Below are 23784 nucleotides of genomic sequence, written 5' to 3'. Positions count from 1 at the left end.
ACCTCGTTCCCCGTGCTCTCCCACCGGATGAACCGCGGCTGCCACGGCCAGACTGATCTCGGGGTCGAAACCAATTCGCCGAACGAGGCGTGCGTGCGGGCTTGGCCGCCGAATGCGGGAGATAATGAGATGACGTTCTATTTCTGGAAATTCTGGGGCTGCAAGGACGACACCACCCACGTCTCGCCCGACGGCACCGACATCATCGGCCTCTGGGAGTTCGACGACGGCCAGAAGAACGTCGACACCGGCCTCGGCGACGGAATCCGCCAGAACGGCGCCTTCAAGAACGGCGCCGAGGCGCACCAGGGCCAGCTCAAGATCGACGGGCGCAACGACTTCTTCGAGGTCGGCGGCAACGACAACCCCTTCGACCTCGACAAGGGCACCATCTCGACCGAGTTCACGCAGTCCGAGCACGTCGGCTCCAGCCCCGACACCATCGTCTCCCGCGGCGAGTGGTGCGACCGGGGCAGCGAGGGCTACTTCGAGATCTCCGTCACCAAGCAGGGCGCGGTGCAGGTGCTGCACTACGCCAACGGCAAGATGGTCAAGATGACCACCGAGGACGGCTTCTTCGACGCGGGCGACAAGGTCGCCGTGGCCTATTCCTGGGACAAGGACACCGGCACCCAGTTCACCGTCGCCAACGTCACCGACAACACCGAGACCACGCTCACCGACGACACCACGGGCCTGGACCTCGACATCGGCGACAACGACGGCGAGAGCTTCACCTTCGGCGCCCGCGAGAGCGACGACGGCTGCTACGACCACTTCTTCAAGGGCAAGATCGAGTACGTCGAAGTCCGCAACTCGACCATGGACCCGCCGACGCCTCCCGGCCCCGTCGGTGACGGCACCGTCGAGGGCACCGCCGGCGACGACGTGATCGACCTCGCCTACACCGGCGATCCGGAAGGCGACCGCATCGACAACAACGACGCGCTGATCCCCGGCCACGACCCGAACGACGACCTCGTCGTCGCCGGCGCGGGCGACGACCTGGTCAAGTCCGAGAAGGGCGGCGACACCGTCTATGCCGGCGCGGGCGACGACACCGTCTTCGGCGGCGAGGGCGACGACCTCATCTACGGCGACACCGACCTCGGCACTGACGACGGCGGCACGGTGCGCGAGAGCTTCGAGTGGGACAAGCTGCTGGCCGCCACCGGCGGCAAGGAGCTGCCGGAGAAGTCGAGCTACGTGCAGAATACCGGCTCGGTGAACGTCAAGTTCACCATCTACAGGGAAGAGGACGAGGACGAGGTCGTCACCGCGCTCGCCGACAACGAGCAAAACGTCGACGGCATCGACGACGGCGACGAGTCGATCACCGACACCAGCTCGCTCGCCTCGGGCCTGAACGGCTCGGGCAACAAGGCCTATTACAAGTTCGCCTTCGACCAGCCGGTCAGCAACCTGCAGTTCCGCGTCAACGACATCGACGGCGACGGCATCGTCAAGATCTACGCCCGGCTCGACGGCAAGGACGTCGAGGTCGAGTACGAAGTCGGCTCGCGTCTCACCCAGGACGGCAACGAGTTCGACAGCCAGGGCGGCTACAAGCCCGACACGTCGGACGAGTACTCGGTTCTGGTCACGATCCCGGGCGACGTCGACTACATCCTGATCAAGCACGCCCAGGACGGCGGCGGCAATTCCGGCATCAACGTCACCGACATGTACTTCGACGTCGAGGCCGACGCGCCGCCGCCGGTCCACGGCGACGGGCAGGACCGGCTGTTCGGCGGCGAGGGCGACGACACGATCTACGGCGAGGGCAACGACGACTACATCGACGGCGGCGTGGGCGACGACGAGATGTACGGCGGCGAGGGCGACGACCGCATCATCGGCGGCGACGGCGACGACATCGCCTACGGCGGCGCCGGCAACGACATCCTCGACGACGTCGAGGGCTCGCAGTACGACAACGCCGACAACGACGAGTACTACGGCGGCGATGGCGACGACGAGGTCTATACCGGCTTCGGCGACGACACCGCCTACGGCGACGCCGGCAACGACACCGTCTCCGGCGAGCGCGGCAACGACCTCGTCTACGGCGGCGACGGCGACGACGAGGTGCGCGGCGGGTCGGGCGACGACTTCCTCTACGGCGGCGACGGCGACGACACGCTCATCGACGGCAACGACGAGGACGAGACCTACGGCGGCGACGGCAACGACGTCTTCCGCGACGGGCGCGGCGCCGACATCCACTACGGCGGCCTCGGCTCCGACACCATCTTCGGCGGCACCACCGACGACCACGTGGTCGGCGGCGAGGACCCCGACCTCGACGGCGACGGCGAGTCCGACGAGATCGACACGCTCGACCTGACCGGCTCCGACGTGGAGCGCATCGACTACCGCGACCCGGGCGTCGGCGGCGGCGAGGACGATGGCGAATCCGGGCGCGTCTACTTCAAGGACGGCACCACGATGACGTTCGAGGAGATCGAGAACGTCATCCCCTGCTTCACCCCCGGTACGCGCATCGCGACGCCGCGCGGCGAGGTGCTCGTCGAGGAGCTGCGCGAGGGCGACCGCATCATCACCCGCGACAACGGCATCCAGGAGATCCGCTGGGTCGGAGCCAAGAAGATGTCGGGCGCCGACCTGGTGAAGAACCCGCACCTCAAGCCGGTGCTGATCCGGGCCGGCGCCCTCGGCGCCGGGCTGCCCGAGCGCGACATGCTCGTCAGCCCCAACCACCGGGTGCTCGTCGCCAATGACCAGACCCAGCTCTACTTCGACGAGCGCGAGGTGCTGGCCGCGGCCAAGCACCTGGTGGGCACGCCCGGCGTGCACCGGGTCGACGTGATGGCGACGACCTACATCCACTTCATGTTCGACCAGCACGAGGTGGTGCTGTCGGACGGCTCCTGGACCGAGAGCTTCCAGCCGGGCGACTGGTCGCTCAAGGGCATCGACCGGGCGCAACGGCAGGAGATCTTCGAGCTCTTCCCCGAGCTCGCCGAGAAGGAAGGTCTCGCCGGCTACACTGCGGCTCGCAAGTCGCTGAAGAAGCACGAGGCGCGCCTGCTCACCGAGTGAGCCCGTGCCGCCGGCGCGCCCCTGCTGATACAGGGCGCGCGCCGGCAGACGAGTTGCAGCACGCCCGCGGCGCCGCCGCCGCCGGGCACGGGAGCAGGGGCCGTGTGGGGGCGGTCCCTGCTTCTCTCTGTTCTGGAAGTATCCTCGGGGGTCCGGGGGCAGACAGCCCCCGGCGCTCTCCGCCCGCGCACCCCGAGTCGTCCCGATTGCGGCCGGCCCGCCCCATTTCCCGCCACGTTCCCGACACAATCGCGCGCCCGGCGCGAGCACTGGCGCCTCCGCGGCACCGAAACGGACGGGAACATGGCCATCGCGGCGCATTTGCGCCATATTCCCCCTGTCGCCCGAGGCGCTGGGCCGGGGGCGACGTCAGACGAGCGGGGGCTCGACCGTCAGCTGCCGGGACGGGGATGAGGTGACACGGGGGCCGGTGGCGCGGTCCGTTCGACCAGAGGATCCACGCGCCCAGACCGCCCCGCTTCCCCAGACCGACCTGCGCACCGGCGACGTCAGCTTCGCCGCCGGCACCTGCATCGCCACGCCGCGCGGCGAGATCGCCATCGAGCGGCTCGCGGTGGGCGACCGGGTGCTCACTCGCGACAGCGGCCTGCGCGCGATCTGCTGGGTCGGCGCGGTGACGGTCGCCGTCGCCGGGGCCGACGAGCGGCCGGTGCTGATCCGCGCCGGGGCGCTGGGGCCGCGCCTGCCCGAGACCGACCTGGTGCTCGCGCCGACGCACCGGGTGCTGCTGTCGGGCAACCAGGCGCTCGAGATGTTCGGCGACAGCGAGGTGCTCGTCGCGGCGGCGCACCTGGCGTTCCTGCCGGGCGTCGAGCGGCTCGACGTGGCCGAGGTCACCTACCACCACATCATGTTCGACCGGCACGAAGTCGTGCTGTCGAACGGCGCCTGGACCGAGAGCTTCCAGCCCGCCGCCGCCCGCGGTGCCGACGAGGCCGAGCGCCGCGACGCGCTGCTGGCCCTGTTCCCCGCGCTCGCCGGGGCCGGCGCGGGCTACGACACCGCCCGCCGCGTCGTCGTCCCCGCCCGCTAGGCCCCGCCGCGCCAGGCCGCCCACGCCTCGGGCGTGTCGAGATCGAGCCGCGCCCGCTCGCCGGCCAGCGGCACCAGCCGCAGCGCGTCGCGGTGGGCGCTCACGATGGGCGCGGCGCCCTCGTCGCCGGCCAGGCCAGCGAACTCCGCCAGCAGCGCCTCGTCGAACCAGACGGGATGGCCCGCGCGCCCGTCCTCGGTGGCGGCGCGCAGCACGAGGTCGCCGGGCCGGCGTGCGGCGGCGAGGGCGAGGAGGTCATCGGTGGTGATCTCGGGCATGTCGGGCAGCAGCACGAGCATCCCCTCCGCCCGCCGCCGCAGCGCCTCGGCCGCGCCCGCGCGCAGGGAGGCGGCCATGCCCTCGGCGGCGTCGGCCACCACCAGCGTCCCGACCCCCTCCAGCACCGCCGCCCGGGCCGGGCGGTCGGGCGGCAGCGTCACCAGCACCGGCCAGCCCGTCGCGGCCGCCCGCGCCGCCTGCCGCGCCAGCAGCGCCACGCCCGCCACCGGCTCGAGCAGCTTGTCGCGCCCGCCCATCCGCCGCGACGCCCCGGCGGCGGGGATCAGGACCAGCGGCGCGCTCACCGGCGCGGCGCGTGCGGATCGAACGGCGGCTCGGTGACGAGCCGGGCCGGGCGGCGCGCGCCGAGGATCTCGATCTCCACCTCAAGCCCCGCCTCGGCCCGCGCGCGCGGCGCGAAGCCGAAGGCGATCGACTGCCCGGTCCAGTGCGAATAGCCGCCCGAGGTGCAGAAGCCGACGACCTCGCCGTCGAGGAAGATCGGCTCGTAGGCGACCACGTCGGCGTCGTCGGCCTCGACCACGAAGGCGCAGAGCTTGCGCGCCGGCGGCGCGGCCCGCTCGGCCTCGGCGGCGGCGCGGCCGATGAAGTCGGCGTTCTTGGAGAAGGCGACGAAACGGTCCATGCCGGTCTCGGCGGCGCTGTAGTCGGGCGAGAACTCCCGCAGCCACGAGCCGAAATGGCGGTCGAGCCTCAGCGACATCATCGCGCGCATCCCGAACGGCGTGATCCCGTGTGCCTCGCCCGCGCGCATCAGCGCGAACCACAGGCCGCGCTGGTCCATCGGGTCGCAGAAGATCTCGTAGCCCAGATCGCCCGTGTAGCTGACCTGCTGGACGAGGCAGACGGCCTGTCCGACGACCATCTCGCGCACGTCGAAGAAGCGCATCCCCGCCGCGTCGGCGGCATCCGCGGCGGCGGCGGCGAGCACGTCGGGCGCGCGCGGCCCGGCGATCTGGAACCCGGTGACGCGGTCCGAGACATTCTCCACCCGCACGCCGGGCGCGAGGTGGCGCTCGAACCAGCGGCCGTGGATCGCCTGCGCGCCGTAGCTCGCGGTGAGGCGGAAGTCCTCGTCCGACAGGCAGGAGACGGTGAAGTCGCCCAGAAGCCGGCCGCGCTCGGAGAGCATCGGCGTCAGGCTCATCCGGCCCGGCTGGGGAATGCGGCCCGCCATGATCCGGTCGAGCCACGCCCGCGCCTCCGGGCCGGTGACGCGGAACTTGCCGAAATTGTGGACCTCGTTGATCCCGACCCGCTCGCGCACCGCCCGCACCTCGCGCGCGGTGGCGGCGAAGGCGTCAGAGCGGCGGAAGCTCGGGGTCTCGTAGGTCGGCTCGTCGCCCTGCGCGAAGTAGTTCGCCACCTCGAGCCCAAACTGGTGCCCCCAGACCGCGCCGAGGCTGGTGAAGATGTCGTACATCGGCGAGGTACGGTGCGGCCGCGCGGCAGGGAGCTCCTCGTTGGGGTAGGTGACGGAGAAGCGGTTGCGGTAGTTCTCCATGACCTTGGGCAGGGTATAGCCCTTGGTGATCCAGGGCCCGAATCGGGCGACGTCGAGCCCGGTGACGTCGCGCTCGGCCTCGCCCTCGATCATCCACTGCGCCAGCACCAGCCCGACGCCGCCGCCCTGGCTGAACCCCGCCATCACCCCGCAGGCCGACCAGAAGTTGCGCAACCCCGGCACCGGCCCGACCAGCGGGTTGCCGTCGGGCGCGAAGGTGAAGGGGCCGTGGATCACCCGCTTGACCCCGGCTTTCTCCAGCAGCGGGAAGCGGCGGTAGGCGAAGGCGACGCTGTCCTCGATCTTGTCGAAATCGTCGGCCAGCAGTTCGTGGCCGAAGTTCCAGGGGGTGCCGCCGACGCCCCAGGGCTGGCAGGGCTGCTCATAGAAGCCGATGCAGAGGCCGCGGCCTTCCTGGCGCAGGTAGCTCTCGCCGCCGGGATCCATCACGTGCGGGTGCTCGCGGCCGGCCTCGTATATCTCGGGGATGTCCTCGGTGACGAGGTACTGGTGCGCCATCGGGTGCAGCGGCGCGTAGGTGCCCGCCATCGCGGCGACCTCGCGGGCCCAGAGGCCGGCGGCGTTGACCACGTGCTCGGCGTGGATCGTGCCCTGCTCGGTGACAACGTCCCAGCTGCCGTCGGCGCGGGGGGTGAGCTCGAGCACCTTGTTGTGGAGCACGATCTCGGCCCCGCCCATCCGCGCCGCCTTGGCATAGGCGTGGGTGGTGCCCGAGGGGTCGAGGTGGCCGTCGAGCGGGTCGTAGAGCGCGCCGACGATGCCCTCGAGGTTGATCGTCGGCACCTTCTTCGCGATCTCGTCGGGGCCGAGGATCTCGGTCTCGAGCCCCATGTAGCGGTGCTTGGCGCGCTCGGCGACGAGCATGTCGAAGCGGTCGCGGTTGTCGGCGAGGGTGACGCCGCCGACATGGTGCAGACCGCACGACAGACCGGTCAGCTCCTCGAGCTCGCGGTAGAGGCGGATCGTGTAGCCCTGCAGCGCCGCCATGTTGGTGTCGCCGTTCAAGGTGTGAAATCCGCCCGCCGCGTGCCAGGTTGATCCGGAGGTGAGTTCGCTGCGTTCTATGAGCATCACGTCGGACCAGCCGAGCTTGGTCAGGTGATAGAGGACGGAGCAGCCGACGACGCCCCCTCCGATGACGGCGACGCGGGTCGTGGACTTCATCGCGCGGTATCTCCCCGGTTTTCCGCCACCCTAGGCCGGGGGCGGGCAGGGGAGAATGCCGCAAACCGACAGAATCGCCCCCCGGGCGCGACAGCAACAGGACGACCCCTTGAAGAAGAGCTTCTTCGCCCTCCCCGAGACGCTGCTGCGCAAGGCGCTCGACTACTGGCGCACGCTTTGGGTGCGGGTGCTCCTGGTGGGCAGCTTCGCGCTGCTGGCCATCGCGCTGACCCAGCCGATCGAGGCGATCATCCCCGAAAAGATGTCGAAGTTCGTCGGCGGCACGGCGGTCGACCGCCTGCTCGACATCATCGCCGGCGCGATGCTCGCCGCCACGATCTTCGCGCTGACGGTGATGGTCTCGGTCTACCGCAGCTCGGCCTCGCAATGGACGCCGCGCGTCCACCGGCTGATCCTGCGCGACCCGACCACACAGAACACGCTCGCCTCCTTCATCGGCGCCTACGTCTACGCGCTGACCGCGATCATCCTGCGCGAGGTCAGCGTCTTTTCCGACGACCGCGCGCTGGTGCTGTTCTGCATGACGGTGCTGGTGCTGGTACTGATCGTGTTCTCGCTGATCCGCTGGACGATCCACCTGCAGACCTTCGGCAGCCTCATCAAGACCACCCGGCAGGTCGAGGAGATCGCGATGCGCCAGTTCGCCGAGCGCCTCGACTCGCCCTGCCTCGGGGCCCACGCGCTGATGTCGGAGGACGACATCCCCGAGGACGCCCGCCCGGTGCTGGCGCAGGAGGCCGGGTACGTGACGCGGATCTACCAGGAATCGCTCAACGAGGCGGCCGAGGCGCGCGGCATCGACGTCTATCTGCCCTCGCCGCCCGGGCGCTTCCTGCACCTGCGCGAGCCGCTGGCCTGGGTGCGGGGCGGGGGCGATCTCGACGCGCCGGGCGAGGCGGAGGACGAGCGCTCTGTCGCCGAGCTCTTGCGCGCCCACATCATCGTCGAGGACGTGCGCACCTACGAGCAGGATCCGCGCTTCGGGCTGATCGTGATGGGCGAGATCGGCTCCAAGGCGCTCTCGCCCGGCATCAACGATCCCGGCACCGCCATCGACGTCATCACCCGCATCGCGCGCATCCTGTCGGACTGGCAGGACGAGGCCTCGCGCGCCACCGACCCGCGCCACCCCCGGCTCTGGGTGCCGCCGATGGACCCGGCCGACCTGATCGAGGACGGCTACGGCTCCATCGCGCGCGACGGGGCGCGGATCATCGAGGTGCAGCAGCGTCTGCAGAAGGTGCTCAGGGGCCTGATGCAGCACCAAGACAAGGGGCTGGCGAAGGCGGCGCGCAATGCCGCGGCGCTGGAGTATTCGCGGGCGATGGAGCAGATGCAGTTCGCCCCCGACCGCGAGCGGCTGGCGCGCACGGCGGGGGCCGATATCCGCGAGTTGGCGGGGGCTCAGCTGTCGGGCATCGCCGAGAGCGCGTCGAACAGCAGCGACAGCGCGTAATCCACCGTCGCCTCGCGCACCCGGTCGCGCCCGAGCGCGCCGAACTCGACGGTCTCGGTGCGGCACCACTCCGCCGTGGCGAGGCCGAAGCACACCCGCCCCTCGGGCTTGTGGCCCGCGTCGCCCGGCCCGGCGATGCCGGTGACGGAGACGGCGAGGGTCGCGCGCGAGCGGGCGAGGGCGCCTTCGACCATCTCGCGGGCGATCTCCTCGGAGACGGCGCCGTGGTCGGTCAGGGTCTGCTGGCGGATGCCGAGCATCCTGATCTTCGACTCGTAGGAGTAGGTGACGAAGGCGCACTCGAAGATCGCCGAGGTGCCCGGCGAGTCGGTGATGCGCGCGGCGATCATGCCGCCGGTGCAGCTCTCGGCGGTCGCGATGCAGACGCCCTTGGCGCGCGCGAGCTCGAGCAGCGGCAGGGTCACAGGATCACCGGCAGGTGGGCGAGGGCGGCGAGCAGCACCACGCCGAGCGCCGCGAACAGGCCCGCCCAGACGTCGTCGAGCATCAGCCCCAGCACGTCGCCGCGCCGGTCGGCGGCGCCGACGAGGCTCGGCTTGAGGATGTCGAACAGGCGGAACAGCACGAACGCGGCGACCCAGCCGGGCCACAGCGCGGTGACGAGCGCGCCGGTGTACCACGCGCCGAACAGCACCGGCAGCAGCGCGATCCACTGCCCGACCACCTCGTCGACGACGATCCAGGAGGGGTCGTGGTCGGCCTGACCGGCGGTGCAGGCCCGCGCCGCGTGCAGGCCGGCGGCGAAGAGCAGCGGGACGGCGACGAGCACCAGCCACGGGCCCCCGAGCGCGTAGAGCAGCCACGCAACCGGCAGCGCCGCGAGCGAGCCCCAGCTGCCGGGCGCGGGGCGCAGCAGGCCCACATAGACGAACGAGGCGACGGCGCGGTTCATGCCAGCAGCGTCGCGGTGGCGAGGGCGGCGATGCCCTCCTCGCGCCCGGTGAAGCCGAGCCGCTCCGAGGTGGTGGCCTTGATCCCGACGCGGTCGGGGTCGATCTCGAGGATACGCGCCATTTCCCTTTGCATCTCCGGCACATGCGGCCCGATCTTCGGGCGTTCGCAGATCAGCGTCACGTCGACGTTGGAGATGGTGTAGCCGCGCGTGCGGGCAAGGTCGCGGGCGTGGGCGAGGAAGATCTCGCTCGCCGCGCCCTTCCATTGCGGATCGCTCGGCGGGAAGTGGCGGCCGATGTCGCCTGCCGCCAGCGCCCCGTAAAGCGCGTCGGTCAGCGCGTGCATCCCCACGTCGGCGTCGGAATGGCCCTGCAGCCCGCGCCCGTGCGGCACGCGCACGCCACACAGGATGACATGGTCGCCCGCGCCGAAGCGGTGGACGTCGAAGCCGTTGCCGGTGCGGATGTCCATGGCTGCTCCCTTGCTCTCGAGGTGGGCCGCGGCGCGCTCGAGGTCGCCGGGCGTGGTGATCTTGAGGTTGCTCTCGTCGCCGGGGACGATGGCGATGTCCAGCCCCGCCGCGAGCGCCACGGCGACGTCGTCGGCGGCCTCGCCCGCATGGGCGCGGTGGGCGGCGAGGATCGCGGCGAAGCCGAACATCTGCGGCGTCTGCGCCCGCCATAGCCCGGTGCGGTCGCGCACTCCGCTGACCCGCCCGTCCGCCCCGGTCCAGAGCGCGTCCGTCACCGCCAGCGCCGGGGCCGCGCCGTCGGCCCCCGCGCCGGCCTCGGCGAGGCGGGCGAGGAGGTCGGGGCGCAGCAGCGGGCGGGCCCCGTCGTGGATCCAGACCGTCGCGGGCGGATCGGCGGCGAGAAGCTCCAGCCCCGCGCGCACGCTCTCGGCCCGGCTCGCTCCGCCTGCCACCGTCTCGACGCCCTCGAGCAGGCCGAGGTCGTCGGGGTGCAGCACGGCGACGATGCGCTCGAACCCGGCGGCGCGGAAGGCGGCGATGGCGTGATCGATCACCCGCCGCCCGGCGAGCGGCAGCCACTGCTTGGGCAGCGGGCCGCCATAGCGGGTGCCGCGTCCGGCGGCGACGATGAGGGCGGCTCTGCTCATGGCCCCTGATTAGGGCGGCGCCGCATCCGGTGCAATCGGCGCCGCATCGCCCGGCAGGTCGCACAAAAAACAGGCAAACGCCGCGGCCGTGGCCGGCGGGAGCAGCGGAACGTTGTGGTCTCGGCGTTGCGGGATTAGGTCTCGCCCTGCACGCACAATGTTTGAGCACATGACCCCGACCCCGGCGCCCTCCCTCGATCTCGGCTCCCTGAGCCTGACGCCGCCCGTCGCGCTGGCGCCGCTCGCGGGGATCACCGACCTGCCGTTCCGCCAGCTCGTCGCGCGGTTCGGCGCGGGGTGGGTGGTGTCGGAGATGGTGGCGAGCCAGGAGATGGTGCAGGCCCGGCCCGGCACCCGCGAGAAGGCCGAGCTCGGCTTCGGCGAGCACGATACCGCGGTGCAGATCGCCGGCCGCGAGGCGCACTGGATGGCCGAGGCGGCGCGCATCGCCGAGGCCAACGGCGCCCGGCTCATCGACATCAACATGGGCTGCCCGGCCAAGAAGGTCACCAACGGCTGGTCCGGCTCGGCGCTGCTGCGCACCCCCGACCACGCGCTGCGCCTGATCGAGGCGGTGGTCGGCGCGGTCACGGTGCCGGTGACGCTCAAGACCCGGCTCGGCTGGGATCACGACAGCCTCAACGCCGCCCAGGTCGCGGCGCGCGCCGAGGCGGCGGGGGTGCGGATGGTGACGATCCACGGCCGCACCCGCTGCCAGTTCTACAAGGGCCGCGCCGACTGGGCGGCGATCCGGCCCATCGTCGAGGCGGTGTCGATCCCCGTCGTCGCCAACGGCGACATCACCGACGCCGCCACCGCCCGCGCCGCGCTCGCCGCCTCCGGCGCGCGCGGCGTGATGATCGGGCGCGGCGCGCAGGGCGCGCCGTGGCGCATCGCCGAGGTCGCCCACGCGCTCTACGGCAGCCCCGCGCCCCGCATCCCCACCGGCGCGGCGCTCGCCGACATGGTGGCGGAGCACTACGAGGCGATGCTCGGCTTCTACGGCACCGACCTCGGCGCCCGCGTCGCGCGCAAGCACCTCGGCTGGTACATGGACCACGCCGCCACCCCGCCCGAGCTGCGCCGCGAGATCCTGACCGGCGGCCCGGGCCTCGTCCTCACCCGCCTGCCGCAGGCGCTGGCGCCGCGCGCGGAGGCCGCATGAGCCTGCTCGACCCGGCCCTCTGGAACTCGCTGCCGGTGCCCGCGCTGCTGCTCGCGCCCGACGACACCATCGCCGAGAGCAACCCCGCCGCCGAGGCCTTCCTCAACCTCTCCTCGCGCGTCCTCACCGGCGCGCCGGTCTGGGACAAGGTGATGATCGACGCCGCGCTCGAGGCGCCCTACGCCCGCGCGCGCGCGCAGATGTCGTCGCTGTTCGTCAACGACGTCGACGTCGGCAGCGGCGAGCGGCCGCCGATGCAGTGCAACATCCAGTTCGCCCCGCTGCAGGGGGCGGAGGGGCACATGCTGATGATGATCTCGCCGCGCGAGGTCGCCAGCCGGCTGACCCTCAACGCGGTCTCGGGCCGCGCCGCGAAATCGGCGATCGGCATGGCCGAGATGCTGGCCCACGAGATCAAGAACCCGCTCGCCGGCATCACCGGCGCGGCGCAGCTCGTCTCGATGGGGCTCAAGGGCAGCGATCTCGAACTCACCGACCTGATCGTCGAGGAAAGCCGGCGCATCGTGCAGCTGCTCGAGCAGGTCGAGCAGTTCGGCAACCTGCGCCCGCCGCAGGCGCGGGCGGTCAACGTCCACGACCTGCTCGACCGCGCCCGCCAATCGGCGAGCGTCGGCTTCGGCGCGCACATGGGCTTCGTCGAGGATTACGACCCCTCGCTGCCGCAGACCTGGGCCGACCCCGACCAGATGCTGCAGGTGTTCCTCAACCTGCTCAAGAACGCCTCCGAGGCGGGCGGGCAGGGCGGCACGATCCGGCTCCACACCTTCTACGAACCCTCCCTGCGCCTGCGCCGCCACGACGGCACGCCGGTGCGGCTGCCGCTGCAGGTCGAGATCATCGACGACGGCCCGGGCCTGCCGCCCGACATCGCCGCCGAGGTGTTCGAGCCATTCGTGTCGGGGCGCGAGAACGGCACCGGGCTGGGGCTGGCGCTGGTGTCGAAGATCGTCGCCGACAACGGCGGCTGGATCAGCGTCGACAGCGTGCCGGGGCGCACCGCGTTCCGCCTGTCGCTGCCGCTGGTTCCGAGCGATGTCACCGAGGCTGGAGAAGAGTAGATGGACGGCACTATCCTCGTCGCCGACGACGACCGCACGATCCGCACGGTCCTGACCCAGGCGCTGACCCGTGCCGGCTGCAAGGTCCACGCGACCTCGTCGCTGGTGACGCTGATGCGCTGGGTGGAGGAGGGCAAGGGCGACCTCGTCATCTCCGACGTCATCATGCCCGACGGCAACGGGCTCGAGCAGCTGCCGATGATCTCCGAGAAGCGCCCCGGCCTGCCGGTCATCGTGATCTCGGCGCAGAACACGATCATGACCGCGATCCAGGCCGCCGAGGCCGAGGCCTACGACTACCTGCCGAAGCCCTTCGACCTGCCCGACCTGATGAAGCGCGCCAGCCGCGCGCTCGACATCAAGCGCCGCGCCCCCACGCCGCGCCCGGAGGGCGAGGCGGAGTCCGGGGTGGGCGAGCTGCCGCTGGTGGGGCGCACTGGCGGGATGCAATCGCTCTACCGTCTGATCGCGCGGGTGATGAACACGCAGCTCCCCGTCCTCGTCACCGGCGAGAGCGGCACCGGCAAGTCGCTGATCGCGCGGGCGATCCACGATTTCTCCGACCGCCGCAGCCTGCCTTATGTCGTCGCCACCGCCGCCGATCTCGCCGGGGCCGACGGCCCCTCCGCGCTGGTCGCGCGGGCGCGGGGCGGCAGCCTCGTGTTCGACGAGGTCGGCGACTTCCCCGACGAGGCGCAGGGCCGGATCGTGCGGATGCTCGACACCCTCGGCGACAGCGGGCCGCGGATCATGTCGACGAGCCAGGTCGACCTGATGCAGCGGATGGAGGGCGGCGCGTTCCGCGAAGACCTGTTCTACCGTCTCGGCGGGGTGACGCTGAGCGTCCCCGCCCTGCGCGCCCGGGTCGACGACATCCCGCTGCTCGCCGAGCATTTCCTCGCCCGCGCCGAGAAGGAGGGCGCGGCGCTGAAGCGGCTCTCGCCGCAGGCGCTCGACCTTGTGCGCGCCTATTCCTGGCCGGGCAACGTGCGCCAGCTCGAGAACGCCCTGCGCCGGCTCGTCTTCACCGCCACCGAGGACGAGATCACCCGCGCCGAGGTCGAGCAGGTGCTGGGCAACCAGCCCGCGATGGAGCCCCTGCGCAGCGGCGGCGAGGGCGAGAAGCTGTCGGCCAGCGTCGGCCGCCACCTGCGGCGCTACTTCGACCTGCACGGCGGCGTGCTGCCGCCGCCGGGGCTCTACCAGCGCATCCTCAAGGAGGTGGAGCTGCCGCTGATCGAGATGGCACTCGACGCGACCGGGGGAAATCAGGCCAAATGTGCGGATTTGCTCGGAATCAACCGCAATACCTTGAGAAAAAAGATCACCGACCTCGATATTCGCGTGACACGCCGCCGCAAGTTGATGTAAACGGGCAACAGAACCGTGTCGATCACATCATGTGACCCATAGAACACGGACGAGCGGTGGGGCCACGGCCCCGTAGAGTCAGGGCGGGCACGTGCAGCGGTCCCCGATGAGTTTCTATCTGGGCCGGTTCAGCCGGTGGCGGCGTCAGCGCCGGGTGAGCAATATCGGCGCCTTCGGCCTCGTCCTGCTCGGCCCCGTGCTCGCCGGGGCGACGATCTCCGTTCTCGGCCCGATGAACTACACGGTCAGCACGCCCGGCCTGCGGCTGCTGCTGACGGCCGATCTCGTCTACGTCCTCGTCGTCGCCACCCTCGTCGCCTGGCGCGTCATCGCGATGGTCAACGCCCGCCGCGCCCGCTCGGCGGGCTCGCGGCTGCACCTGCGGCTGACGGGCGTGTTCGCGCTGCTGGCGCTGATCCCCACGGTGCTCGTCGCGGTGTTCGCGGTGCTGTCGCTGAATGTGGGCCTCGAGGGCTGGTTCTCCGACCGGGTGCGCAACGTGGTGGGCAACTCGCTCGCCGCCGCGCAGGCCTACGAGGAGGAGCACCGCCAGGAGGTCGCCCGCGACGGGCGGGCGCTGGCCGAGTACCTCAACGCCGAGCGGCGGCTGACCTTCTTCATGAGCCCCGGCGAGATCCGGCAGGCGCTCGGGCGGGTGCAGGGCCAGATCGAGCGCGGCCTCACCGAGGCGTTCGTGATCGACAGCACCGGCGAGATCATCGCCCGCGGCGCGCGCTCCTACCAGTTCGACTTCGAGCGCCCCTCCGAGGAGGCGATCGCCGCCGCGCTCGAGAACGGCATCGCGATCATCGAGGACTGGGACAACAACGAGTTCCGCGCGCTGATCCCGCTCGACGACTTCGTCGACCATTTCCTCTACGTGACCCGCGAGGTCGACGGCGCGATCCTGTCGCTGCTGGACGAGACCCAGGAGACGGTGACGCTCTACCAGCAACTCGAGAACGACCGCGGCCGGCTGCTGTTCGAGTTCGGCCTGATCTACCTCGGCTTCGCGGTGATCCTGATCCTCGCCGCCATCTGGCTCGGCCTGTGGTTCGCCGAGCGGCTGTCGCGACCCGTCGGGCGGCTCGTCAATGCCTCGCAGCGCGTCGGCAGCGGCGATCTCGACGTGCGGGTGCGCGAGGAGGTGGGCGACGACGAGATCGCGCAGCTTGGCCGCTACTTCAACCAGATGACCACCCAGCTCAAGGCGCAGCGCGAGGAGCTGCTCGAGCGCACCCGCCTGATCGAGCGCCGCCGCCGGCTGTTCGACTCGGTGCTCAGCTCGATCACCTCCGGCGTCGTCGGGCTCGACCCGAAGGGCCGGGTCACGTTCGTCAATCCCTCCGCCCAGCGGCTTCTGCACGTGGACGAAACCACCGAGGCGACGGCGCTCTCCGTTGCCGTGCCAGAGTTCGGCCCGCTCTTCGAGCGGCTGCGCAGCGATAAGCGCGGGCTGGCGCAGGAGCAGGTCAACCTGATCCGCTCGGGCAAGCAGGAGAGCCTGCTGGTCCGGATGTCGCCCCGGCGCAGCGAGTCGGGCCGGATCGAGGGCTACGTGGTCGCCTTCGACGACGTCACCGACCTCGTCAGCGCGCAGCGCATGGCCGCCTGGGGCGACGTGGCGCGCCGGATCGCCCACGAGATCAAGAACCCGCTCACCCCGATCCAGCTCTCCGCCGAGCGGCTCAAGCGCAAGTTCGGCCCCAAGGTCGGCGACGACGCCGAGGCGCTCCACCAGATGACCGACGTCATCATCCGTCAGACAAACGACCTGCGCCGGATCGTCGACGAGTTCTCCCGCTTCGCCCGGATGCCCGAGCCCGAGCGGCGCTCCAACGACCTGACCAAGCTGGTGCGTGACGCGGTGACCCTGCAGGAGGCTGGCCAGCCCGGCGTCCGCTTCGACGCCCGGCTCCCCGACACCGCGATCATCAGCCAGCTCGACGCCACGATGATCAGCCAGGCGCTCACCAACCTCATCAAGAACGCCGGCGAGGCCATCGAGAGCCGGCAGGAGAAGCTCGGGCCCGACTTCGAGCCGGAAATCCGGATCGCGATGGACTGGGCCGACAACGAGGCACGGATCGACATCGCCGACAACGGCATCGGCCTGCCCGAAGACCGCGCGCGGCTGTTCGAGCCGTACGTGACCACGCGCGACAAGGGCACCGGCCTCGGCCTGCCCATCGTGAAGAAGATCATCGAGGAGCACGGCGGCACGCTCACGCTCACCGATGCGGACGCTTTCGACGAAACCGGCCATCGCGGCGCCCTGGCCATCGTGACGCTCCCCGTCGCGCAGGCCGCCCGTTGGCCCGACAAACAGGCAGTATGAGGTAGTCACATGGGCGACATCCTGATCACGGACGACGAACGCGACATCCGCGAGCTGATCGCGGAGATCCTGCACGACGAGGGCTACACCACCCGGCTCGCCGGCACGTCGGACCAGTGCATGTCCGAAATCGCCAAGGCCCCGCCGGCACTGATGATCCTCGATATCTGGCTCAAGGACAGCGACATGGACGGGATCGACATCCTGAAATCCGTGAAGCGCGACCACCCCGACATCCCGATCGTGATCATCTCGGGCCACGGCAACATCGAGATCGCCGTCGCCGCGATCAAGCAGGGCGCCTACGACTTCATCGAGAAGCCCTTCAACATCGACCAGCTCCTGGTGGTGATCCGCCGCGCGATGGAGACCTCGCGGCTGCGGCGCGAGAACCTCGAGCTCAAGCGCGGCGAGCACGGCGCCACCGAGCTGCTCGGCGAGAGCGCGGCATTCCGCTCGCTCAAGAGCCAGCTCGACAAGGTCACCAAGTCGAACGGCCGGGTGATGCTCACCGGCCCCGCCGGCGCCGGCAAGGAGGTCGCCGCCCGCTACATCCACGCCAAGTCCAACCGCGCCCAGGGGCCCTTCGTCTGCGTCAACTCCGCCTCGATCGAGCCCGAGCGGATGGAGGAGGTGCTTTTCGGCCGCGAGAGCCCCGAGCGCGGCCTCGAGCGCGGGCTGCTCGAGGAGGCCAACGGCGGGGTGATCTACTTCGACGAGGTCGCCGACATGCCGCTCGGCACCCAGTCCAAGATCCTGCGCGTGCTCGTCGACCAGCAGTTCCAGCGCGTCGGCGGCGGCGACAAGGTGCAGGTCGACATCCGGGTGATCTCCAGCACCAACCGCGACCTGCAGGCCGCGATCGCCGCCGGCAACTTCCGCCAGGAGCTGTTCCACCGACTCAACGTGGTGCCGATCCAGGTGCCGAGCCTGGAGGACCGGCGCGAGGACATCCCGCTGCTCGCCGAGCACTTCATCGGCGGCTTCAACAGAACGCAGGGCCTGCCGCTGCGCCCGCTCGCCGACGACGCCAAGGCGCTGCTGCAGACGATGGTCTGGCCGGGCAACGTGCGCCAGCTGAAGAACGTGATCGAGCGGGTGCTGATCCTCGGCGAAGGAACCGACGAGATCTCGGCCCGCGAGCTGCCCTCGACGGAGGAGCGCACCAGCAGCGACGAGGACCGCGTCGTGCTGTCGGGCGGCCTCGCCACCCTGCCGCTGCGCGAGGCGCGCGAGCTGTTCGAGCGCGAGTACCTGCTGACCCAGATCAACCGCTTCGGCGGCAACATCTCGCGCACCGCCGCCTTCGTCGGCATGGAGCGCTCGGCGCTGCACCGCAAGCTGAAGTCCCTCGGCGTCGTCACCTCCACCAAGGCCGGCGCCCGCGTCGCCCACGTGGAGTAGCGGCGCGCACCCCCGTAGGCCGGGCTTCAGCCCGGCCTCGCCTCGCCGCCGGCCGTCACCCCTCCACGTCGCTGTCGCGCCGGATCTTCGACGTCTGCCACAGCCCGAGCCCCGACAAGACGCACACCGACACCGCCAGCGGCAGCGGCGTGCCGTCGAAGGCCAGCCCGATCGGCACCGCGAGGAGCACCGCGCCCACCGTCGAGACGGCGGCGATGACCGACGCGGCGATGCCCGCGATATGCGCCATCGGCTCGAGCGCCAGGGCGTTGAGGTTGCCGATGGTCATGCCATTCTGCCAGAAGATGCTCGCGTGCCACGCCACGAAGAGCGGGAAGGCGAGCCCCGCCGGCAGGTCGAACAGCAACACGCTCGCCGCCATCAGCGCCGAGATCACCATCTGCGCCCCCAGCACCGCCTTGATCAGCGGCCGCATCCCCAGCCGGACCACGAGGCGCGCGTTGAACAGGTTCGACGTCGCCGCGATGACGGCCACCAGCCCGAACCACAGGTGGAAGTTCGCGCCTTGCCCGAAGGCGTCGTAGAGCTGCTGCGCGCTCGACAGCGTCGCGAACAGCATCCCGAAGCCCAGCGTCTGCACCAGCGTCGCCCGCCGCGCGTCCGGGTGCGACAGCATCTCGCGCACCGCGCCGAACAGCTCGGCCGGGTGCAGCCGCCGCCGCCGCTCGGGCGGCAGCGTCTCGGGCTGGCGCAGGAACAGCCAGGTCGTCGCTATGGCGGCGAACAGCACGAAGGTCAGGAACGAGGCGCGCCAGCCGAAGCCGACGATGATGTAGTGGCCCAGCGTCGGCGCCAGGGCGGGGACAAGGGTGAAGACGGTCATCACGAAGGACAGCGTCCGCGCCATCTGCCGGCCCGAGTAGAGGTCGCGGATCAGCGCCAACGCCACCACCCGCGGCGCCGCCGCGCCCAGCCCCTGCACGAAGCGCGCGCCCAGCATCGTCTCGAGCGCCGGCGCCTGCCACGCCAGCAGCGCGCCCGCCATGTAGAGTCCGACGCCGGCGAGGATCACCGGCTTGCGGCCGAAGCGGTCGGACAGGGGGCCGGTGACGAAGGTGCCCGCGCCCATGCCGAACACGAAGCTCGTCACGATGAGCTGCGCCCGGTTGGGCGCGGCGGGCGACAACTCGGCGGCGATGGCGGGCAGGGCGGGCAGCATCGAGTCGACCGAGAAGGCGACCATGCCCATCACCATCGCCATCAGCGCGATGAATTCCAGCTCCGGGAGCCGCGCGGGCGCGGCCGGTGTCGTGTCTGTCGGCATGTCGGCGATCCTGGCGGCGCCGCCACGGCGCCCGGGCTCTTGCACCACGCCCCGCCCGGGAGGGCAAGCCCGTCAGCCGGCGGCGTCGTCTCCCGCGCCGTCGGCCTGCTCCTGCGCGGCGATCTCGCCGATCACCTGCGCCCAGAGCTCGGCGGGCTGCGCGCCGGGCACCGCGTGGCGGCTGCCGACGATGAAGGTCGGCACCCCGGTGACACCCATCTCGCGGCTGTGCGCGTCGCGGCGGCGGATGTCCTCGAGATCGGCATCCGAGCCGAGCAGGCGCCGCACGACGGACGCGTCCATGTCGACCCCGTCGGCGATGTCGGCCAGCACGTCGGCCTCGCCGATGTCGCGCCCGTCGCGGAAATAGGCCTCGAACAGGCGCTGCACCACGAAGGTCTGCCGCCCCTCGATCCCGGCCCAGTGGATCAGCCGGTGCGCGTCGAGCGTGTTGGGGGTGCGGGCGATCGCGTCGAAGTCGATGCTCAGGCCCGCCGCCCCGGCGGCCTCGGCGATGCGCCCGTAGACCTGCGCCGCGCCCTCCGGCCCGCCGAACTTCGCCTCGAGGTAGGCGCGCCGGTCCATCCCCTCGCGGGGCATGTCGGGATTGAGCTGGAACGGGTGCCACTCGATGGCGAACGGGTTGCCGGCCTGCTCGAGCGCCCGGTCGAGCTGCGCCTTGCCGATGTAGCACCAGGGGCAGACGGGGTCGGAGATGATATCGAGCTTGACGGCCATGCCGGTGGCTACCCGCGCCGGCCAACGGTTGCAAGCCTGCGCCCTCGCGGCCTATGAGAGCCGCCATGAGTGACAGAGACCCCCGCGCCTTGTTCCAGATCGCCCGCGCCAGCGGTGCCGAGGCCGAGGCCCAGCAGCCGCTCGATCTCGGCGCGCGGGTGCGCGAGCTGCGCAAGGAGCGGGACTGGACGCTCGAGCAGGCGGCGCGCAAGGCCGGGCTGGCGCGCTCGACGCTGTCCAAGATCGAGAACGGGCAGATGTCGCCCACCTACGACGCGCTCAAGAAGCTCGCCACCGGGCTTGACATCTCGATCCCGCAGCTCTTCACGCCGCCCTCGACGGGGCAGGTCAACGGTCGCATGTCGGTGACGCTCTCGGGGCAGGGCACCGCCCACGCCACCACCACCTACGAGCACGAGCTGCTCGCCGAGACCTTGAGCCGCAAGAAGATGCTGCCCTACCGCGCCCGCATCCGCGCGCGGCGCTTCGAGGAGTTCGAGGGCTGGGTGCGGCATGACGGCGAGGAGTTCCTGCACGTCCTGACCGGCCAGATCCGGCTGTTCACCGAGTTCTACGAGCCCGTCGACATGCGCCGCGGCGACAGCGCCTACTACGACGCCGCCATGGGCCACAACGTCATCTCGATCAGCCCCGAGGACGCGACGATCCTCTGGGTCACCTCGCTCGACGACTGATCCGCCTCAGCGGCGGCGGCGCGTGCGGTAGCGGCGCAGGTCGGCGGCGAACAGGATGTCGTCGAGTTCCCGGCGGGCTTCCTGCCGGGTGAGGTCGTGGCTGCGGGCGATCTTCTCCACGGCCTCATCCTCGTCGGCGTGAACGACCTCCTCGGGGTCGATCGCCGGGAAGTGTTGGCGCAGGTCGCGCAACACGGGCTCGGGATTGCGGGTGATCTCTTGCCAGTCCATGGGCGCCCTCTTGGCTGCTGCGATGGAAATGAGAGTCCGGCCGCGCCTACCCGGTGCGGCCGATGGGGGGTTCGGGCTTGGTGTCGTCGCCGAACTCGCGGTCGTCGGAATAGACGTCCTCGCCGGGGCTGATGTCGGCTTGGGAGGCGGAGATGCGCTCGTCGTCGCGGGTCTCGTCCATGATCGCGTCGGCGGGCTCGAGCCCCATCAGCCAGTCGCTGACCTCGCCGTCGGCGGCATTCTGGCCGAGCTGCTGGCGCTCGGCCACGAGGCGCGTCAGCGCCGCCCGGTCGCCGTCGACGTCGAGCGCCTCCTCCTCGGTGATCTCTGGCCAGCGGGTCATCACCCGCGGCACATGTGCGGCCCAGTGCTGCTGAACGTCGCGCCATTCCATCGAAGCGTCTCCCTGCTCGTCATCGTCGGATCCCAACACGCCTCCGCGCCACCGGTTCCTGTCCGCACCCCGCTCCCTCGGCGACTTCCCGCCACCACCTGACCACCGACCTCCTAACGTTCGGTAAACCGCCGCCCCCTCTGTCCTTGAAATATCCCGGGGGAGTCGCCGCAAGGCGACGGGGGCAGCGCCCCCACGACACCGCCACCAAAGAAGAAGGCCGCCCCCGAAGGAGCGGCCCAAAGCCACGCGCGCCTCGGCGCCGTCAGCTCTCCTCGTACCACCACACGTCCGGCTGCCAGTTCGTCCAGTCGCCGAAGATCGGGATCACCTCCGGGTAGTGCAGGTTCTTGTCGTGGGCGATCCAGGACTGCGTCCACTCGTAGGTCGGGATCACGTAGCGCCCCGCCGTCAGCACCCGGTCGAGGGCCTTGGCGGCGGCGTAGAAGTCCTCGGTCTCCTCGGAGGTCAGCAGCGTGTCGATCAGCCCGTCGATGGCCGCGCTCTCGACGCCCATGAGGTTGCGCCCGCCGACGGTGTCGGCGCCCTCGCTGCCCCAGTAGAGGTACTGCTCCGTCCCCGGCGACAGCGACAGCGCGCGGCGGAACCAGGTCATGTCGAACTCGTAATTGTCGGTCCGCTCCTTGTACTGGGCCGAGTCGGCGCTGGCGACGGTCGGGAAGATGCCGAGCCGCTCCAGCGCCTCGAGGTAGGGGTCGGTGAACTGGGTCTGCTCCGTCACGCCCTGCTCGAGCAGGATCTCGAACTCGAAGGGCTCGCCGGCCTCGTTCTTCAGCACGCCGTCCTGCACCGTCCAGCCGGCCTCTTCGAGCAGCTCGGCGGCCCTGGCGATGTTGCCGCGGTTGCGCAGGGTGCCGTCGCTGACGGGCAGCGCGTAGCCCTCGATGGCGCCCTCGGGCAGGTCGTCGTACTGCTGCAGCATCTCCAGCACGCGCCCCTCGGCGGGGGCGCCGGGCTCCATGCCGAGCGGCGAGTTGGAGAAGTACGACTGGATGCGCGGCTGGGTGCCGCCGCTGAGCGATTCGTTGATGGCCTCGAAGTTGAAGGCGTGGATCAGCGCGTCGCGCACCCGGATGTCCTCGAACAGCGGGTTGCGCGTGTTCATCACGAAGCCGGTCATGCCGGTCGGGCGCTGGTGCGGGATCTCCGACTTGACGATCAGCCCCTCGTCGATCGCCGGGAAGTCGTAGCGCTCGAGCCAGCGGCCCGCGTTGAACTCGCGCTGGGTGTTGACGATGCCCGCCTTGAACGCCTCGAAGGCGGCGGTCTCGTCGCCGAAGAACTCGAGCCGGTACTCGTCGATGTTGTAGGTGCCGTTGCGGAACGGCACCACGCCGAAGCCCCAGTAATCGGGGTTGCGCTTCAGGCTGACGTAGCGGCCGAGCTCGTAGTCGTCGATCACGTAGGGCGACGACGCGATCGGCACGACGCTGTCGCCTTCCTCGGCGAAGTCCATGCCCTCGAACTGCGCCTTCTTCAGGATCGGGCGCATCCCGGCCAGCAGCGCCAGCTCGCGGTTGTCGGTGTTGAAGGTGAGCCGGACCGAGCGCTCGCCGGTCTGCTCGATGCTCTCGACCGCCGCCCAGAAGCCGGCGTAGCGGGGATGGCCCTCGGTGCCGAGCGTCTCGAAGGACCAGATCACGTCCTCGACCGTCACCGGCGTGCCGTCGGAGAATTCCGCCTCGGGGCGCAGGGTGAATTCCACCCATTCGCGGTTCGGGCCGGTCTCGACGGTCTCTGCGAGCAGGCCGTAGAGCGTGAACGGCTCGTCGAGCGAGCGGCCCATGAGCGTCTCGCCGACGTGGAAGCGGATCTGCCAGGGCGTGTTGCCCTTGCGGATGTAGGGGTTGAGCGAGTCGAAGCTGCCGACATTGGCCTCGACGATGCGCCCGCCGGTGGGCGCGTCGGGGTTGGCGTAGGGCAGGGCCTCGAACCCGGGCGGCAGCGCAGGCTCGCCGTACATGGCGATGCCATGGGCGGGCTCGGCCCCCGCGGCGCCCGCGCCGGCGGCGAAGGCGAGCAGGCCGGCGGCGAGCCGGGTGCGGGCGAAACTGATCGGTGACATATCGGCGACGATCCCTGTTGGTGCTTGATTACCTGAAGCCGAGCCTAGAGACGTCCGCCTGTCATATCAAACTTTTACCTTGGACAGGCGCGGCGGATCGCTTATACAGGGGTCACTGCTCGATAGGTTTCTTGCCTGTATGAAACCTGCCTCAATAACTTAACGCCCGCCTTGTGCGGGCGTTTTTTTCTTTGCAGGCTTGGGTTTCCTGCCGATCCGGCTCCGCCGCGCCGATCTTGTTGAGGTGATTCTTCCGCTTCCGCCGCTAAGCCCCGGGCCCGCCAACAGATTCGCCGTGTCCGTCCGGTGCCGCCGCGCCAGCGCTTGCACTTCTTCGCGTCCGCAGCATTATCGCCTCCGAACAAGCTGGGGAGGTGGGCC

General features: G+C 70.7%; 19 protein-coding genes. 9 read left to right on the top strand and 10 right to left on the bottom strand.

What is annotated here, in order from left to right; translation table 11 throughout:
- The first annotated feature begins 129 nt into the window (after window positions 1–129).
- Window positions 130–3063: a Hint domain-containing protein gene (locus OG2516_RS04460; protein WP_007254430.1), complete on the top strand. Its 2934-nt coding sequence runs from the start codon at window positions 130–132 to the stop codon at window positions 3061–3063.
- A 430-nt stretch (window positions 3064–3493) separates the two neighbouring features.
- Window positions 3494–4117, top strand: coding sequence for a Hint domain-containing protein (locus tag OG2516_RS04455; protein ID WP_007254429.1), 624 nt, complete (start codon window positions 3494–3496; stop codon window positions 4115–4117).
- Here the strand turns inward: OG2516_RS04455 and OG2516_RS04450 are convergent.
- Together OG2516_RS04450 and OG2516_RS04445 are read right to left on the bottom strand one after the other, a co-directional pair.
- Window positions 4114–4701 carry a nucleotidyltransferase family protein gene (locus OG2516_RS04450; RefSeq protein ID WP_007254428.1) on the bottom strand — a complete coding sequence of 196 codons (588 nt, stop codon included), beginning with the start codon at window positions 4699–4701 and terminating at the stop codon, window positions 4114–4116. The two genes, OG2516_RS04455 and OG2516_RS04450, sit on opposite strands and share 4 nt — an antisense overlap.
- Entirely contained in the window at window positions 4698–7106 is a 2409-nt protein-coding gene (locus OG2516_RS04445) for a GcvT family protein (protein WP_007254427.1), read from the bottom strand. The genes OG2516_RS04450 and OG2516_RS04445 overlap by 4 nt, the downstream gene beginning before the upstream one ends.
- Before the next feature lie 109 nt (window positions 7107–7215).
- Between OG2516_RS04445 and OG2516_RS04440 the strand changes: the two genes are divergently transcribed.
- Window positions 7216–8583, top strand: coding sequence for a DUF2254 domain-containing protein (locus tag OG2516_RS04440; RefSeq protein ID WP_007254426.1), 1368 nt, complete (start codon window positions 7216–7218; stop codon window positions 8581–8583).
- On the opposite strand, the gene OG2516_RS04435 is transcribed toward OG2516_RS04440, so the two are convergent.
- From OG2516_RS04435 to OG2516_RS04425, 3 genes are read right to left on the bottom strand one after another with little or no spacing between them, the layout of a single operon-like run.
- On the bottom strand, window positions 8532–9008 hold the full coding sequence (locus OG2516_RS04435) for a CinA family protein (protein WP_007254425.1): 477 nt from the start codon (window positions 9006–9008) through the stop codon (window positions 8532–8534). The two genes, OG2516_RS04440 and OG2516_RS04435, sit on opposite strands and share 52 nt — an antisense overlap.
- The gene (locus OG2516_RS04430; RefSeq protein WP_007254424.1) at window positions 9005–9496 is read right to left on the bottom strand and encodes a phosphatidylglycerophosphatase A family protein; all 492 of its coding nucleotides are present in this window, start codon (window positions 9494–9496) and stop codon (window positions 9005–9007) included. Before OG2516_RS04430 ends, OG2516_RS04435 begins: the two co-directional genes overlap by 4 nt.
- Window positions 9493–10617 (bottom strand): bifunctional 2-C-methyl-D-erythritol 4-phosphate cytidylyltransferase/2-C-methyl-D-erythritol 2,4-cyclodiphosphate synthase, encoded by a 1125-nt coding sequence (locus OG2516_RS04425; RefSeq protein WP_007254423.1) that lies wholly within the window; start codon window positions 10615–10617, stop codon window positions 9493–9495. Before OG2516_RS04425 ends, OG2516_RS04430 begins: the two co-directional genes overlap by 4 nt.
- Before the next feature lie 169 nt (window positions 10618–10786).
- On the opposite strand from OG2516_RS04425, the gene dusB reads away from it, so the two are divergent.
- The 5 genes from dusB (at window position 10787) to ntrX (ending at window position 17974) form a co-directional block, all read left to right on the top strand.
- Window positions 10787–11782: a tRNA dihydrouridine synthase DusB gene (gene dusB, locus OG2516_RS04420; RefSeq protein ID WP_007254422.1), complete on the top strand. Its 996-nt coding sequence runs from the start codon at window positions 10787–10789 to the stop codon at window positions 11780–11782.
- Entirely contained in the window at window positions 11779–12861 is a 1083-nt protein-coding gene (locus OG2516_RS04415) for a two-component system sensor histidine kinase NtrB (RefSeq protein WP_007254421.1), read from the top strand. The genes dusB and OG2516_RS04415 overlap by 4 nt, the downstream gene beginning before the upstream one ends.
- Entirely contained in the window at window positions 12862–14232 is a 1371-nt protein-coding gene (locus tag OG2516_RS04410; RefSeq protein WP_007254420.1) for a response regulator, read from the top strand.
- Window positions 14233–14338: 106 nt separating this feature from the next.
- Window positions 14339–16570 (top strand): sensor histidine kinase NtrY-like, encoded by a 2232-nt coding sequence (locus OG2516_RS04405; protein ID WP_040614971.1) that lies wholly within the window; start codon window positions 14339–14341, stop codon window positions 16568–16570.
- Between the two features lie 9 nt (window positions 16571–16579).
- On the top strand, window positions 16580–17974 hold the full coding sequence (ntrX, locus tag OG2516_RS04400; RefSeq protein WP_007254418.1) for a nitrogen assimilation response regulator NtrX: 1395 nt from the start codon (window positions 16580–16582) through the stop codon (window positions 17972–17974).
- Window positions 17975–18029: 55 nt separating this feature from the next.
- On the opposite strand, the gene OG2516_RS04395 is transcribed toward ntrX, so the two are convergent.
- Together OG2516_RS04395 and OG2516_RS04390 are read right to left on the bottom strand one after the other, a co-directional pair.
- Window positions 18030–19259: a multidrug effflux MFS transporter gene (locus OG2516_RS04395; RefSeq protein WP_007254417.1), complete on the bottom strand. Its 1230-nt coding sequence runs from the start codon at window positions 19257–19259 to the stop codon at window positions 18030–18032.
- Between the two features lie 72 nt (window positions 19260–19331).
- Entirely contained in the window at window positions 19332–19997 is a 666-nt protein-coding gene (locus tag OG2516_RS04390; RefSeq protein WP_007254416.1) for a DsbA family oxidoreductase, read from the bottom strand.
- A 65-nt stretch (window positions 19998–20062) separates the two neighbouring features.
- On the opposite strand from OG2516_RS04390, the gene OG2516_RS04385 reads away from it, so the two are divergent.
- Complete coding sequence (locus OG2516_RS04385) at window positions 20063–20692, top strand: helix-turn-helix domain-containing protein (protein WP_040614970.1); 630 nt, start codon at window positions 20063–20065, stop codon at window positions 20690–20692.
- Window positions 20693–20698: 6 nt separating this feature from the next.
- Here OG2516_RS04385 and OG2516_RS04380 read toward each other — a convergent pair whose 3' ends face one another.
- The 3 genes from OG2516_RS04380 to OG2516_RS04370 all read right to left on the bottom strand — a co-directional run bounded on the left by OG2516_RS04380 (window position 20699) and on the right by OG2516_RS04370 (window position 23403).
- Window positions 20699–20923: a hypothetical protein gene (locus tag OG2516_RS04380; protein ID WP_007254414.1), complete on the bottom strand. Its 225-nt coding sequence runs from the start codon at window positions 20921–20923 to the stop codon at window positions 20699–20701.
- Between the two features lie 46 nt (window positions 20924–20969).
- On the bottom strand, window positions 20970–21317 hold the full coding sequence (locus OG2516_RS04375; protein WP_007254413.1) for a hypothetical protein: 348 nt from the start codon (window positions 21315–21317) through the stop codon (window positions 20970–20972).
- A gap of 265 nt (window positions 21318–21582) precedes the next feature.
- The gene (locus OG2516_RS04370) at window positions 21583–23403 is read right to left on the bottom strand and encodes an extracellular solute-binding protein (protein WP_007254412.1); all 1821 of its coding nucleotides are present in this window, start codon (window positions 23401–23403) and stop codon (window positions 21583–21585) included.
- Window positions 23404–23784 lie beyond the last annotated feature (381 nt).

Origin of the sequence: Oceanicola granulosus HTCC2516, assembly GCF_000153305.1 — a bacterium.
GTDB classification, from domain to species: Bacteria; Pseudomonadota; Alphaproteobacteria; order Rhodobacterales; family Rhodobacteraceae; genus Oceanicola; species Oceanicola granulosus.
This window is presented reverse-complemented; position numbering and strand designations above follow the sequence as displayed.